The sequence below is a fragment of the Ideonella aquatica genome (assembly GCF_018069755.1).
In the GTDB taxonomy this organism is placed as follows: Bacteria; Pseudomonadota; Gammaproteobacteria; order Burkholderiales; family Burkholderiaceae_C; genus Ideonella; species Ideonella aquatica.
The window spans coordinates 20,744-34,493 of sequence record NZ_JAGQDE010000021.1; the positions used below are offsets into that span (position 1 = coordinate 20,744).

The window sequence follows — 13,750 nt, forward strand, 5'->3', positions numbered from 1 at the left end:
CCATGTTGGTACGCCTGATGTACGCCAGCCGCGCCGCCACCGCGGTGGACCAGGAAGAGCTGGCGGCGATCCTGCGCACCTCCGCGCGTCGCAACCCCGAGAACGGCATCACCGGCGTGCTGTGCTGCTCCGGTGGCCTGTTCATCCAGGTGCTGGAAGGCGGCCGCTCGCAGGTCAATGCGCTGTACCGCCGCATCTGCGGTGATGCACGCCACGAAGAGGTCACGCTGCTGGCCTACGAAGAGATCAACGAGCGCCGCTTCGCCGGCTGGGCGATGGGCCAGGTCAACATGAGCCGCCTGAACCCCGCCGTGCTGATCAAGTACAACGAATGCGCGCGGCTGGACCCCTTCGCCGTGTCGGGCGCTGCCACCGTGGCGCTGTTCGACGAACTGGTCGCCGGAGCGGCCATCATGGGGCAGGGATAGACTGCTGGCTGCCCGGAGCAGCCGTAGGCTGCTCCGGGCCCAGGCCCGCACATGGAGCTCCCCCCAGCCCCCCTCCAAGAGGGTGGCTCCAGTCAGAACGACACAGGGTGGTGCGCCCAGCGTGCCAGCGCTACGCCGGCCGGCAGGCCGGCCCGAAGCTCATGCTGGAGCCCCCTTCTTGGAGGGGGGCTGGGGGGAGCTCAACGGAAGAGGGCTCTGCCCACAGCGGCCTACGGCCGCTGTGGGCAGGAACCAGAACAACAAAAAAAGGCGACCGACTGGTCGCCTGATTCCCAACGGGCGCGCCGGCTTGTGGCCGGTGCGCCGGTGTGCTTCTTGGAGCCTGGATCAGAAACGCATGCCCACGCCCACGCTGACCAGCAGCGGGTCGACCTTGAAGGTACCGACCTTGGTGCCGGCCGACAGGACGTCGGTCTTGATCTGGACCTTCTTGACGTCCACGTTCAGCAGCCAGCCGCCGCCCAGCGCGTAGTCGGCGCCGACCTGGGCCGCCAGACCGTAGCTGTTGCGCTTGAGGTTCAGGCTCAGCGCGGCGACGGCCGGATCCCACTTCACGTCGGAGATGTTGGTGTAGTTCACGCCGGCACCGACGTAGGGACGCAGCGCGCCCAGGTCGGTGAAGTGGTACTGGGCGGTCAGGGTGGGCGGCAGGTGCTTGAAGCTGCCGATCTTGCCCACGCCGCTGAGCGACAGGTCCTGGCTCTGCGGGTAGGTCAGGATCAGCTCGGCCGCGATGTTCGGCGTGAAGAAGTAGCTGATGTCCAGCTCGGGCAGCCACTTGTTGTTGATCGACGCCACGGTGCCCGGCGCCACGACGGCGGCCAGGGTGCCCTTGAGCACGCTGTCATTGGTGTTGGCCGAATCCAGATGCGTCGCGCGCACGCGGACGATCCAGTTGCCGCTGTCCTGGGCGGCGGCGAGTTGGGGGGCGGCCAGAGCGGCCAGGGTGGCGACAGCGATCAGCGACTTGCGCATGGAGAGACTCCTTCTTCGTTGCATTGACTTGAAAACAACCGGACCGCGCTGGTGCGGCGGATGGGGTCATTGCAACGTCTGGTGACCAGGGCGAGTTTGCTGTTGCGCAAACTGCCGGCCGCGGTCCCGGCCAGCCCGGGCGGCCACCTGACCTTGGTCAAACGCGCGCCGCGAGGCTGATGCGTTCGCGCAACAGTGCCCGGCGACCGCTCCCCCCATGCTCGAAGTCCGCGCGGCCATGGTGCGGCGCGGCCGTTCTCGCTAAGCTCGACCGCCAGGCCAGCCGCCCGCTGGAGCAACAGGAGTCGTCTGTGATGTCGATGGACCTCGCCCCCCGCCTGGCAGCCACCGCTGCCGCCGCTGTCCTGCTCTGCCAGGCCCCGGTGGCTTCGGCCTGCAGTGTGCAGCGCCTGCACCTGATGACGCCTTCGGTGAGCGAGCCGGCGCAGGTCGGCATGGTGGGCCACGTCGACAACGGCACCAAGACGGACGATGGCAGCTACCGGGCCGATCTGCTTGTCACCCAGGCCCTGGTGGACGACATCGCCGCCAGCATCGCCGGCGGCTGTAGCCAGTGGATCCACCATGCCGGCGGCGGCAACATCGTCCTGATGGGCATCGCCAGCGGCAGCTACTCGGCCAAGAACCAGTTGCTGTGGATTCCCGCCAGCACCGGCCTGAAACAGAAGATGCACACCTGGCGCGACAGCGCGGCCAGTGACACCGGGGGCTTCGTCTCCCACCCGCACGATGCCGAACTGAAGAAGAAGCAAATGCGCGCGCTGGTGGTGGGCGATGTGCTGCGCCTGACTGGCAAGGCCCAGGCCAGCGGCACCATCATCGATGGCTGGGTGGCCGACCAGGTGCAGTCGCTCTACAACTGGGCGGGCACCACGCCCTACATCGAGGTGTGGATTCCCTGAGGGCTGACGGACGCCCGCGTTCTCTGTCGTTTGACAATGACTGGAGGCTCTTGATGTATGCGGATCCAATACGGTCTGGGCACCGTCGTTCGTGGCCCCGGGTCAGCCAGGTGGCTGCGGCGGTCATCGTGGGCCTGGCGTGCAGCGCCGCGAGCGCCTGCACCAACTCCCGCACCCACTGGATGGAGATCAAGGTCAAGGATCTCGCCCTGTTGCGGATGACTGGTGATGTCGACGGCGGTACATCGCGCACTCTGGCGGCAGACTTTCGCGCCGAGTCGGAGATGGTGGCCGGTTCGCGCGTGTGGGCCGACCTCCGAGCCAGTGTGGCGGGTGGTTGCGAACAGTGGATCGATCGTGGGGCGCCCCGTGGCCGCATCGTGCTGACCGGCGCCGCTGATGGCCGCTACACCGCGCGGTCCAACGTGGTGCTCATTCCAGCCGCCACTGGCGACAAGGTGAAGTTGACCAGCGGCTGGGAAGAACAGGCAATCGGCGACACCGGTGGCAACGTGTACTACCAGGACATCGTGCCACTCAAGAAAAAACCGATGAGGAGCCTCGCCGAGGGCGACCGTATCCGCATCACGACCAACATCACCCTGGAAGGCGTGATGATCGGCAACACAGCCGCTGACCAGCTTGAGATATTTTTTGAACCCGAATTCCCCTTCATCATTCTGAAGATGACGCTGCCCTGAGCCTGGCTCAGGCCAGGCCCAGCCGGCGGCAGATCTCCAGCACGGTGGCCGACTGGTTCATCGTGTAGAAGTGCAGCCCGGGCACGCCCTGGGCGCGCAGGCGTTCGCACAGCGCGGTCACCACATCCAGTCCGAAGGCCTTGATGCTGGCGCTGTCGTCGCCAAAGCTCTGCAGCCGCAGGCGCACCCAGCGCGGCACGTCGGCGCCGCAGTTGTCGGCAAAGCGCAGGATGCCGCTGGCATTGGTGATCGGCATGATGCCGGGCACCACCGGGATGTCGGCGCCCAGCGCGCGGGTCTCGTCGACGAAGCGGAAGTAGGCGTCGGCGTTGAAGAAGAACTGCGTCACTGCGCCGCTGGCGCCGGCCTTCACCTTGGCCACGTAGGCCTGCAGGTCGGCCTGTGGGCTCTTCGCCTGCGGGTGAGTCTCGGGGTAGGCGGCCACCTCGATGTGGAAGTGGTCGCCGGTCTCGGCGCGGATGAAGGCCACCAGGTCGCTGGCATAGCGGAACTCGCCAAAGCCGCCATAGCCGCTGGGCAGGTCGCCGCGCAGCGCGACGATGCGCTTCAGGCCCATGCCCCGGAACAGCGCCAGCTTCTCGCGCACCGAGTCGCGTGTGGCGCCAATGCAGGTGAAGTGCGAGGCGCCCTGGCGGCCCTCGTCCAGGATGGCCTGCACCGCCTGCAGCGTGCCGTCCTGCGTGCTGCCGCCGGCGCCATAGGTCACCGAGCAGAACAGCGGGTCCAGCGCGTAGAGCTGCTGACGCACGGTGGCCAGCTTGGTCACGCCCTCGGGCGTCTTGGGCGGGAAGAATTCCAGGCTGATCGGGAAATCGGGGTTCATCGTGTCTGTGCTCCAGGGTTCAGGCACGTTGCGCCTGAACGAAAAACTCGCGGTTGCCGTCACCGCCGGTGACCGGGCTGTCCATCCAGGCCTGCACCACCAGACCGCATGACTCGCAGGCCTTGCGCAGGCGCCGCTCGACGTGCGGGTAGGACGCGGCGTCCTTCACCAGGCCCTTCTTGTTGATCTCGGCTGGCTGCAGCTCAAACTGCGGCTTGACCAGCATCAGCAGCGTGCCGCCCGGCGCCAGCAGCGGCGCCAGTGCCGGCAGCACCAGGGTCAGCGAAATGAAGGACAGGTCGCCGGTGATCAGGTCAAAGCCCGCCGCCGGGGCCTGCGGCCCCAGATCGGCCCGGCTCAGCTGGCGCGCATTGACGCCCTCGAAGGCGTGCACGCGCTCATCGGCGGCCAAGCGCGGGTGCAGCTGACCGTGGCCGACGTCCACGCCAAACACCTGCGCGCAGCCGGCGGCCAGCAGCACATCGGTGAAGCCGCCGGTGCTCTGCCCCACGTCCAGCGCCACCGCGCCGGCCAGGTCCAGCGCGGTGGTGCGCAGCGCGCCTTCCAGCTTGAGCCCGCCGCGTGACACCCAGCGCAGCTCGGCGTCGTCGGTGACCTCGAGTTGGCAGTCGGCGGGCAGCTCGTCGCCCGCCTTCTTCGGCACCAGCCAGCCCCTGGGCCCCAGCCAGCGCACAGCGCCGCGCTCGATCAGCCGCTGCGCGGCCGAACGGCTCGGGGCCAGACCTTGCTGGACCAGCAGCTGGTCGGCACGCATCGGGTCAGTAGCGGTAGGAATCCGGCTTGTAGGGGCCTTGCTTGGGCACGCCGATATAGGCCGCCTGCTCGTCGCTCAGCTCGGTCAGCATCGCGCCCACCTTCTTCAGGTGCAGGCGTGCGACCTTCTCGTCCAGGTGCTTGGGCAGCACGTAGACCTTGCCCACGTCGTAGCCCTCGGGGTGCGTGAACAGCTCGATCTGGGCGATGGTCTGGTTGGCAAACGAGTTGGACATCACGAAGCTGGGGTGGCCGGTGCCGCAGCCCAGGTTCACCAGCCGGCCCTTGGCCAGCAAGATGATGCGCTTGCCGTCGGGGAAGATGACGTGGTCGACCTGCGGCTTGATCTCTTCCCACTGGCACTTTTCTTCGAGCCGGGCGACCTGGATCTCGTTGTCGAAGTGGCCGATGTTGCAGACGATGGACTGGTCCTTCATCGCCGCCATGTGCTCGAAGGTGATGACGTCGCGGTTGCCGGTGGTGGTGACGAAAATGTCGGCCTTGTCGGCGGCCCATTCCATGGTCACCACCTTGAAGCCTTCCATCGCGGCCTGCAGCGCGTTGATCGGGTCGATCTCGGTGACCCAGACCTGGGCGCTCAGGGCGCGCAGCGCCTGGGCCGAGCCCTTGCCCACATCGCCATAGCCGCAGACCACCGCCACCTTGCCGGCGATCATCACGTCGGTGGCGCGCTTGATGCCGTCCACCAGGCTCTCGCGGCAGCCATAGAGGTTGTCGAACTTGCTCTTGGTGACCGAGTCGTTGACGTTGATGGCGCGGAACTTCAGCGTGCCCTTGGCGCTCATCTCCTTGAGGCGATGCACACCGGTGGTGGTCTCCTCGGTGACGCCGATGATCTCGGCGCTCTTGCGGCTGTACCAGGTGGGATCTTCGGCCAGCTTGGCCTGGATCGCGGCGAACAGGATGCGCTCTTCCTCGCTGCCCGGGTTGGCCAGCACCGAGGCGTCCTTCTCGGCGCGCTGGCCCAGGTGCATCAGCAGCGTGGCGTCGCCGCCGTCATCCAGGATCATGTTGGGGCCTTCGCCCGGCGTGCCCTGGGCGCCAAAGTCGAAGATGCGGTGCGTGTAGTCCCAGTAATCAACCAGGGTCTCGCCCTTGACGGCGAACACCGGCGTGCCGCCGGCGGCGATCGCGGCGGCAGCATGGTCCTGGGTGCTGAAGATGTTGCACGAGGCCCAGCGCACGTCGGCGCCCAGGGCCTTGAGCGTCTCGATCAGCACCGCGGTCTGGATCGTCATGTGCAGGCTGCCGGTGATGCGCGCGCCCTTGAGCGGCTGCTTGGCGGCGAACTCTTCACGGATGGCCATCAGACCGGGCATCTCGGTCTCGGCGATGCGGATTTCCTTGCGGCCCCAGTCGGCCAGCGTGATGTCGGCGATGGCGCAGTCGGCCAGCTTCAGGGTCTCGGGTGCGTTCATGGAGGCAGTCCTTCGGTTCGGCGTGGAACGAGAACCCGCCGCGCGACGGACAGCAACCCATGACAGGAGAGACTTCAGACTCACCCACGGTCGGCCAGACGCGATGCGGGTGAGCGCCGTTGCAATATGAAGATTCCGAGCCTGGGGTCGGCCATCTCATGGCGGCTGACCTTGCAACGCTCCTCGGAATCCCGTGATTCTAGCGAAAGCGGCGCCCGCAGGCGCCGCAATAGCCGGGCTCAGGGCCCGTATTTCACGCTTCAGCCCGCATTCGACGAGGCCAGCTGGTCGTCGCCCACGCTGGGCACCAGCGAGGGGCGGCCGACGATCAGCGGGTCGACCGCGCCCATGTCCTGCAGGTTCTTGCGGCCGTAGGGCAGGCGGTGCAGCACATAGCGCATGGCGTTCAGGCGCGCGCGTTTCTTGCAGTCGCTCTTGATCACCGTCCAGGGCGCATCCGAGGTGTCGCAGTGCAGGAACATCGCTTCCTTGGCGCGGGTGTAGTCCTCCCACTTGTCCAGGCTGGCCTTGTCGATCGGGCTGAGCTTCCACTGCTTGAGCGGGTGCATCTCGCGCTCCTTGAAGCGGCGGCGCTGCTCGGCGCGGCTGACCGAGAACCAGAACTTGAACAGGTGCACGCCCGAGCGCACCAGCTGGCGCTCGAACTCGGGCGCCTGGCGCAGGAACTCGTCGTACTCGTGCTGGGTGCAGAAACCCATCACCCGCTCGACACCCGAGCGGTTGTACCAGCTGCGGTCGAACAGCACGATCTCGCCCGCGGTGGGCAGGTGCTGGATGTAGCGCTGGAAGTACCACTGGCCGCGCTCGACCTCGCTGGGTTTTTCCAGCGCCACGACGCGCGCACCGCGGGGGTTGAGGTGCTCCATGAAGCGCTTGATCGTGCCGCCCTTGCCGGCGGCGTCGCGGCCCTCAAAGACGATCACCACCCGCTGGCCGGTTTCCTTGACCCAGGCCTGCAGCTTGAGCAGCTCGACCTGCAGGTTGTACTTTTGCTTCTCGTAGCTCTTGCGTGACAGCAGGTTCTTGTACGGGTAGGCGCCGTCGCGCCAGCCGGCGGCCAGCTCCAGGTCGGGGTCGGCGCCGGGGGTCTTGACGCGCGCTGGCTTGGCCAGCACCTGGCGCAGCGCCTTGCGGTCGTCGGGCGAGGCGCCGTCGAGCAGCGCCTTGACTTTGGACAGCACCTCGGACTCGGGCGCGCCGGAGCTGGCGACCCGCTGGATCACCTCGGCCTGCACGATCTGCTTGGCGCGGGTGGATTCGGCGGCGCTGTAGTTGCGGCGGCCGGCGGCGGTCTTGCGGGGGGTCACGTCGCCGTCGCTGGCGCGGCGCGGGCGTTGGGCGGCAGGGGCTTTCTTGGTCGGGGTGCGGGTGGCCATGATGGATCGTCGAGGGTCACTGGAACAGTCGATGATGGAACGATGGCGTTTGGGTGACTTGAGCCGCATCAAGCTTTGGCGGCCATGGGACACTGCGGCATGGATTCCTGCCGCTGGGACGAGGCCCCGGGCGCTGCGCTGGCCGCGGTGCGTGGCGTGCTGACCGACATCGACGACACCCTGACGCGCGACGGCGCGATCGAGCCCGCCGCGCTGGCCGCGCTGCAGGCGCTGGCCGACGCCGGACTGCCCTGCATCGCCATCACCGGCCGCCCGGCCGGCTGGAGTGAACCCTTTGCAATGGCCTGGCCGGTGGCCGCGATCGTTGCGGAGAACGGCGCGGTGATGCTGCGCCGCGACGGCGCGCAGCTGCACCATGACTTCACGCAGGACGCGGCCACCCGTGCTGCCAACGCGCAGCGCCTGGCCGCCTGCGCCGCCGAGGTGCTGGCCCGCGTGAGCGGCGCCACGCTGGCGCGCGACAGCGCCGGCCGGCTGACCGACATCGCTGTCGACCACAGCGAATTCGCCCACCTGGACGAGGCGCAGATCGCCCAGGTGGTGGCGGTGATGCAGGCGCACGGCCTGACCGCCACCGTCAGCTCGATCCACGTCAACGGCTGGATCGGCGCGCACAGCAAGTGGACCGCGGCGGCCTGGGCGGTGCAGACCGCGCTGGGCCGGGTGTTCGATCCGGCCGAGTGGCTTTACGTGGGCGACTCCACCAACGACCAGACCATGTTCCAGCAGATGCCGCTGAGCGTGGGCGTGGCCAACATCGCGCGCTTCTGGCCCCAGCTGCAGCACCGGCCGCGCTGGGTCACGCGCGGCGAGCGCGGGCAGGGCTTTGCCGAGGTGGTGACGCGGCTGCTTCAGGCCAGGCCCAGGAACTGAGCGATGCGCTGCAGCTCGTCGTCGAGCGCCGCGGTGAAGCCGGCGCCCCGCGGGCGCTTGGCCACGTAGCCCAGGTCCGGCTGCAGCCGGCCGTCCTGCACCGCCAGGTTGCCCCAGCCGATCACCTGGTTGTGCCACAGCATCGGCAGCGCGTAGTAGCCGCGCTCGCGTTTCGGGGCGGGGGTGTAGGCCTCGAAGCGGTAGGCCCAGCCCCAGAGGCGCTCGAAGCGCGGGCGGTCCCAGACGATGGGGTCAAAGGGTGCCAGCAGGCGCAGCGACTCGTCCGGCGCCCAGCGGCGCGCCGCCGGGTTCTCGCCGGCCGGCCAGAACCAGCGCGTGCCCTCGACCTCGGCCGAGGCCAGACGCGCCTTGGCGCGGCGCAGCGCGGCTGCCCGCTCGGCCTGCCACTGCGGCGCGCCGAACACCAGCCGGGCCACCAGGTGGCTCAGTGTGGTGGCCGGCAGCGGCGCGTACTTGCCCACCACCACATCGACCAGCGCATCCATCGCCGCGGCCGGGTCTTCATGAGGCGGCGTGGCCGGTCGCGCCGCGTACAGCCGGATGCCGCCCTCGCGCCGCGCCACCCGCAGCAGGCCGCGGTAGTGCATGCCGTCGAGCAGCTGCGTGCTGGCGTTGGACGAGCCGCCAAACCAGTTGCGGGTCTTGCCGTGCTGGAACTGCGCGTCCACCTCGCGCGGGTGCACCACGCCGCGCTCCTGCACGAAGGCCAGCACCTCGCGGGCCTGCGTCCAGCGGCTGGCCGGCCAGGCCTGGCGTGCCTCGCGCGGGTGCATCAACGCGTGCAGCGCGGGCGTCACAAAGCCGTAGTTGATGAAGAAGTCTTCCTCCACCTTCAGCCGCGGGTAGCGCTGCTCCAGATCGCCCGCGCGGTAGTCGCTGACGCGGTGGCGCAGCGTCAGGTCCTGGGCGCGGGCCGGGGCGCGGATCGGGTCGGCCTGCACGAAGCCCAGGCGCTTGAGGGCGGCGGGCAGCGTGGTCGGGCGACCCAGGCTGCGGGCGATCGCGTAGCGGGTCAGGTCGTCGAGCGTGGGCGTGGCGGGCATGGCCGGCAGGATAGCGGCGCGGCGGCTATCCTCGCCCCATGGACAACACCGGCCCCGAGACCCGCGCGCTGTGGCAGGCCCGCCTGCAAGCGGCCGGCGCACGCGCGCTGCCCGAGGAGGGCCGGCGCCGGGCCGCCGTGGCCCTGGCGGTGGTGGAGGCCGGCCACGGCGCCGATGCCGCCGGCCTGCCCGCCCACGCGCAGTGGCAGACCGCCCCGGCGCTGCTGCTGACCCGCCGCGCCGCCCACCTGCGCGCCCATGCCGGCCAGTGGGCCCTGCCGGGTGGCCGCCTGGACGCCGGCGAGACGCCCGAGCAGGCCGCGCTGCGCGAGCTGCACGAGGAGGTGGGCCTGGCCTTGCCTGCCGACGCCGTGCTGGGCCGCCTGGACGACTACGCCACCCGCAGCGGCTACGTCATCACGCCGGTGCTGGTGTGGGCCGGCGCCGCGCTGGATGCCCGCGCGAACCCCGACGAGGTGGCCAGCCTGCACCGCATCCCGGTGGCCGAGCTGCTGCGCCCCGACGCGCCGCTGCTCAACCAGACCCCGCATGGCGAGCACCCGGCGTTGCGCATGCCGATCGGCCACAGCTGGATCGCTGCGCCCACCGGCGCCTTCCTGTACCAGTTCGCGCAGTGGTGCCTGCGCGGCGAGGCCACGCGGGTGGCCCACTTCGACCAGCCGCGCTTTGCTTGGCAGTAGTCAACCGACCTGTCCGTTGGCGCTGCGACAATCCGGGTTTGTCACCCGCCACAGCTGGAATCCCGCCCCATGACGACCCTCGGTACCCCCCTGTCCCCGTCCGCCACCCGCGTCATGCTGCTGGGCAGTGGCGAGCTCGGCAAGGAGGTGCTGATCGCGCTGCAGCGCCTGGGCGTCGAGACGATCGCCGTCGACCGCTACGACAACGCCCCCGGCCAGCAGGTGGCGCACCACGCGCGCACGATCACGATGAGCGACCCGGCCCAGCTGCGCGCGCTGATCGAGGCCGAGCGGCCGATGCTGGTGGTCCCCGAGATCGAGGCCATCGCCACCCAGGAGCTGGAGAAGCTCGAGGCCGAAGGCCTGGTGCGCGTCATCCCCACCGCCCGCGCCGCGCGCCTGACGATGGACCGCGAGGGCATCCGCCGCCTGGCCGCCGAAACCCTGCGCCTGCCCACCAGCCCCTACCGCTTCTGTGATTCGCTGGCCGAGCTGCAGGCGGCGATCGACGGCAGCGACGGCCAGCCGCCGATCGGCTACCCCTGCGTGGTCAAGCCGGTGATGAGCAGCTCGGGCAAGGGCCAGAGCAAGATCGACACGCCGGCTGACGTGGCCGCCGCCTGGGACTACGCGATGGCCGGTGGCCGCGTGGCCAAGGGCCGCGTCATCGTCGAGGGCTTCATCGACTTCGACTTCGAGATCACGCTGCTGACCGTGCGCGCCTTGAATGCCAGCGGCGGCGTCGACACCCATTTCTGCGAGCCGGTCGGCCACAAGCAGGTGGCGGGCGACTATGTCGAGAGCTGGCAGCCGCAGCGCATGAGCGAGGCGGCGCTGGAGCGCTCGCGCCTGATCGCCGAGATGGTCACCGCTGACCTGGGCGGCCTGGGTCTGTTCGGCGTGGAGCTGTTCGTCCAGGGCGACCAGGTCTGGTTCAGCGAGGTCAGCCCGCGCCCGCACGACACCGGCCTGGTGACGCTGGTCACGCAGTGGCAGAGCGAGTTCGAGCTGCATGCCCGCGCCATCCTGGGCCTGCCGGTCGATACCTCGATGAAGAGCCCCGGCGCCAGTGCGGTGATCTACGGCGGCGTTGATGCGGCCGGCATCGTCTTTGACGGCGTGGCCGACGCGCTGGCGGTGCCGAACAGCGAGCTGCGCCTGTTCGGCAAGCCCGAGAGCTTCGTCAAGCGCCGCATGGGCGTGGCGCTGGTGCACGACCAGGATGTCGACACCGCCCGGCAGCAGGCCAGGCTGGCGGCCGGCAAGGTCCGTCCGCGCCAGGCCTGAGCGGCTGGGCGCGGCCTCTTTTTCAACCAGGGAGCACACACATGAACAACTCGATCCTCAACCCCCGCCGTGCGCTGACGCTGCTGGCGCTGGCCAGCCTGACCGCGTGTGGTGGTGGCTCCAATGACCGCGACACGGCGCCGTTGGTCCTTGATCTGGCGATCACCGACGCCAATGCCGACGATGTCGCCCGCGTCGGTCTGGCCAGCACGGCGGTGGGCCCGCTGGCCGCCAACCTGGGCACCGGCCTGGGCGCCGCGGGCTCGGCCAGCCAGGTGGTGGCCCTGGTCAGCCGCCGGGCGCAGGCGCTGGGCCTGAAGGCTGCGTCACGCGTGCAGCCGCAGGCCGCCGCGGTGGTTGATTGCGCGGTGTCCGGGTCGGTCAGCGTGAACTTCAACGACAGCAACGCCAACGGCCTGTTCGATGCCGCCGGCGAGTCGATCAGCGTGTCGGCCAGCGCCTGCAACGACGGGAGTGGCTTCACGCTCAACGGCAGCTTCACGATGACGCTGGACAGCTTCACCGATGCCCGCAACTTCGGCTTCACGATGGCCTTCGCCAACCTGCAGACCACCACCACCGAGGGCTCGGTGCGCCTGGGTGGCGACCTCGCGGTGCAGCTGAGCGGGGGCAATACGCTGGATCTGCGCGCGGCGATGATTGCGTTGCAGGCCTCGTACAGCGGCGCCAGTTACCAGTTCGAGCTGGGTGACTATGTGGCCCACGTGGTGGACCGCGGCGATGCCGCCGTGCAGCGCGTCAGCGGCACCTTCCGGGGCACTGGCCTGGACAACCACCAGGTGCGCGTCACCACGCCGGTCGACGTGGTCCAGCGCTACGCCGACGACTACCCGTCGGCCGGCACGATGAAGTTCGTTGGCGACGCGGGCTCGGCGCTGAAGGTCGACGCGCTCAATGCCACGCAGGCCCGCCTGTCGGTCGACGCCAATGGCGACGGTGCCTACGAGACCGTGCGCACCGTCCTCTGGGCCGACCTGGACCGCTGAGCGACAATACCGGCCTCGCGCCCGCCGGGCGCCGGTATTCCCCGCCCATGTCCACTGAACACCCGCAGCCCGGCGACAGCGCGTCGCCGGTCGAGCCGCCCGCCGCCGTCACGCCCGCCGAGGCCGTCCATGAGGCCGTCCAAGGGGACGTCCATGAGGTCGTCGATGAGCGCGTCAGCGAGGCCGCCTCGGCGGTCCTGACCGAGGCCGCCGAGGCGCCCGCGCCGCAGGCCCCGAAGGCGCCCGAGATGAGCCTGAACGCCTGCACGCGCGAGCTGCGCCAGCGCTTCCCGGCGCTGTTCGGCGACCAGGCGCGGCCGATCAAGCTGCGCATCCAGGCCGACATCCAGCAGCGCGCGCCGGGCGTGTTCACGAAGAAGGCGCTGTCGATCTTTCTGCACCGCCACACCACGCACACCAGCTACCTGCTGGCGCTGGCCAAGGCCACGCACCGCTACGACCTGGACGGCCAGCCTGCCGGTGAGCTCACCGAGGAACACCGCCAGGCCGCGCGCGACGAACTGGCGCGCCGCAAGGCCATCGTCCAGGAGCGGCGGGCGGCCGAGGACGACGCCCGTCGGCAGCGTTTCTCGCTGGTGCGCGACTATGAGCACACCACGCTGACCAAGGCGAACTTCTGTGCCCTCAAGGGCATCGCCGAGGACCAGCTCGATGGCCTGCTGGCCACGATCCGCGCCGAGATCGCCGCCTGGGAAGCCCAGCGACCGCCGGCCCCGCCGCGGCCGGAGCGGCGCGACGGCCGCGACGACCGTCGTGGTCCGCGCGGTGAATCTCGCGGGCCGGGCGGACCCCGCGGCCGTGGGCCACGTGGCGGCGCGCCACGCGGCTGAGGCCGCCGCTCAGCGGCGCAGCACCACCGCTACGCCGGCGCGCAGCTCGGCCGGGTCCACGTAGCCGATCGCCCCGGGCGTGCGGGCCACAAAGTCCAGCACCTCGGCGGTCGAGCGCAGCTCGGCCGGCGGCACGCCCTTGCCGATGTAGCGGCGCACCGTCCAGTAGGCCAGGTAGGCCTCGTCGTCCTGCTGCAGCAGCGCCTTCAGGAAGCGCTGGCGCAGCGGATGGGCCGAGGGCAGGTTGACCGGCCGCAGGGCCTGGCCATCCAGCTCCACGGCGCGGCCGGTGAAGGCCCGGCGGATGGTTTCGGCGTCCAGGCCCTTCAGGCCCGGGTGGGCGATCACGGCCAGGCCCTCGTCGGCCGCGTGGACCGGTCCGGCCAGCAGCGTGGGCAGTGCGGCGGCGAGACCGCCCAGCAGAAAGTGGCGTCGTTGCATGGC

General features: G+C 69.8%; 15 protein-coding genes and 1 riboswitch. Of the genes, 8 read left to right on the plus strand and 7 right to left on the minus strand.

The window, feature by feature from the left end:
• Window positions 1-2 precede the first annotated feature (2 nt).
• Entirely contained in the window at window positions 3-428 is a 426-nt protein-coding gene (locus KAK06_RS18880; protein ID WP_210803702.1) for a BLUF domain-containing protein, read from the plus strand.
• A gap of 348 nt (window positions 429-776) precedes the next feature.
• On the opposite strand, the gene KAK06_RS18885 is transcribed toward KAK06_RS18880, so the two are convergent.
• Entirely contained in the window at window positions 777-1,424 is a 648-nt protein-coding gene (locus tag KAK06_RS18885; RefSeq protein ID WP_210803703.1) for an OmpW/AlkL family protein, read from the minus strand.
• Between the two features lie 320 nt (window positions 1,425-1,744).
• Here KAK06_RS18885 and KAK06_RS18890 point away from each other — a divergent pair, with 320 nt between their 5' ends.
• Both KAK06_RS18890 and KAK06_RS18895 read left to right on the plus strand, forming a co-directional pair.
• A complete protein-coding gene (locus KAK06_RS18890; RefSeq protein ID WP_210803704.1) occupies window positions 1,745-2,347 on the plus strand; it encodes a hypothetical protein in 603 nt (200 codons plus the stop codon).
• A gap of 182 nt (window positions 2,348-2,529) precedes the next feature.
• Window positions 2,530-3,048: a hypothetical protein gene (locus KAK06_RS18895; RefSeq protein WP_210803705.1), complete on the plus strand. Its 519-nt coding sequence runs from the start codon at window positions 2,530-2,532 to the stop codon at window positions 3,046-3,048.
• A gap of 7 nt (window positions 3,049-3,055) precedes the next feature.
• On the opposite strand, the gene metF is transcribed toward KAK06_RS18895, so the two are convergent.
• From metF to ppk2, 4 genes are all read right to left on the minus strand, one after another.
• Window positions 3,056-3,892 (minus strand): methylenetetrahydrofolate reductase [NAD(P)H], encoded by an 837-nt coding sequence (metF, locus tag KAK06_RS18900; RefSeq protein WP_210803706.1) that lies wholly within the window; start codon window positions 3,890-3,892, stop codon window positions 3,056-3,058.
• Between the two features lie 19 nt (window positions 3,893-3,911).
• Entirely contained in the window at window positions 3,912-4,667 is a 756-nt protein-coding gene (locus KAK06_RS18905; protein ID WP_210803707.1) for a TlyA family RNA methyltransferase, read from the minus strand.
• A gap of 4 nt (window positions 4,668-4,671) precedes the next feature.
• Entirely contained in the window at window positions 4,672-6,105 is a 1,434-nt protein-coding gene (gene ahcY, locus KAK06_RS18910; protein ID WP_210803708.1) for an adenosylhomocysteinase, read from the minus strand.
• 104 nt (window positions 6,106-6,209) lie between these two features.
• A riboswitch (S-adenosyl-L-homocysteine riboswitch) is annotated at window positions 6,210-6,296 on the minus strand.
• A gap of 69 nt (window positions 6,297-6,365) precedes the next feature.
• Entirely contained in the window at window positions 6,366-7,502 is a 1,137-nt protein-coding gene (ppk2, locus tag KAK06_RS18915; protein ID WP_210803709.1) for a polyphosphate kinase 2, read from the minus strand.
• A 99-nt stretch (window positions 7,503-7,601) separates the two neighbouring features.
• Here ppk2 and KAK06_RS18920 point away from each other — a divergent pair, with 99 nt between their 5' ends.
• Window positions 7,602-8,396, plus strand: a complete 795-nt coding sequence (locus KAK06_RS18920) for an HAD-IIB family hydrolase (RefSeq protein WP_210803710.1) — start codon at window positions 7,602-7,604, stop codon at window positions 8,394-8,396.
• Here KAK06_RS18920 and KAK06_RS18925 read toward each other — a convergent pair.
• The gene (locus KAK06_RS18925) at window positions 8,375-9,460 is read right to left on the minus strand and encodes a DNA glycosylase AlkZ-like family protein (RefSeq protein ID WP_210803711.1); all 1,086 of its coding nucleotides are present in this window, start codon (window positions 9,458-9,460) and stop codon (window positions 8,375-8,377) included. The genes KAK06_RS18920 and KAK06_RS18925 overlap by 22 nt on opposite strands.
• 38 nt (window positions 9,461-9,498) lie before the next feature.
• Here KAK06_RS18925 and KAK06_RS18930 point away from each other — a divergent pair, with 38 nt between their 5' ends.
• The 4 genes from KAK06_RS18930 (at window position 9,499) to KAK06_RS18945 (ending at window position 13,306) form a co-directional block, all read left to right on the plus strand.
• Window positions 9,499-10,161 (plus strand): NUDIX hydrolase, encoded by a 663-nt coding sequence (locus KAK06_RS18930; protein WP_210803712.1) that lies wholly within the window; start codon window positions 9,499-9,501, stop codon window positions 10,159-10,161.
• A gap of 69 nt (window positions 10,162-10,230) precedes the next feature.
• Window positions 10,231-11,448, plus strand: a complete 1,218-nt coding sequence (gene purT, locus KAK06_RS18935) for a formate-dependent phosphoribosylglycinamide formyltransferase (protein ID WP_210803713.1) — start codon at window positions 10,231-10,233, stop codon at window positions 11,446-11,448.
• 41 nt (window positions 11,449-11,489) lie between these two features.
• Window positions 11,490-12,455 (plus strand): hypothetical protein, encoded by a 966-nt coding sequence (locus KAK06_RS18940; protein WP_210803714.1) that lies wholly within the window; start codon window positions 11,490-11,492, stop codon window positions 12,453-12,455.
• Between the two features lie 47 nt (window positions 12,456-12,502).
• Window positions 12,503-13,306 carry a ProQ/FINO family protein gene (locus tag KAK06_RS18945; RefSeq protein WP_210803715.1) on the plus strand — a complete coding sequence of 268 codons (804 nt, stop codon included), beginning with the start codon at window positions 12,503-12,505 and terminating at the stop codon, window positions 13,304-13,306.
• Window positions 13,307-13,315: 9 nt separating this feature from the next.
• Here KAK06_RS18945 and KAK06_RS18950 read toward each other — a convergent pair whose 3' ends face one another.
• Window positions 13,316-13,747, minus strand: a complete 432-nt coding sequence (locus KAK06_RS18950) for a hypothetical protein (protein WP_210803716.1) — start codon at window positions 13,745-13,747, stop codon at window positions 13,316-13,318.
• Window positions 13,748-13,750: the final 3 nt, after the last annotated feature.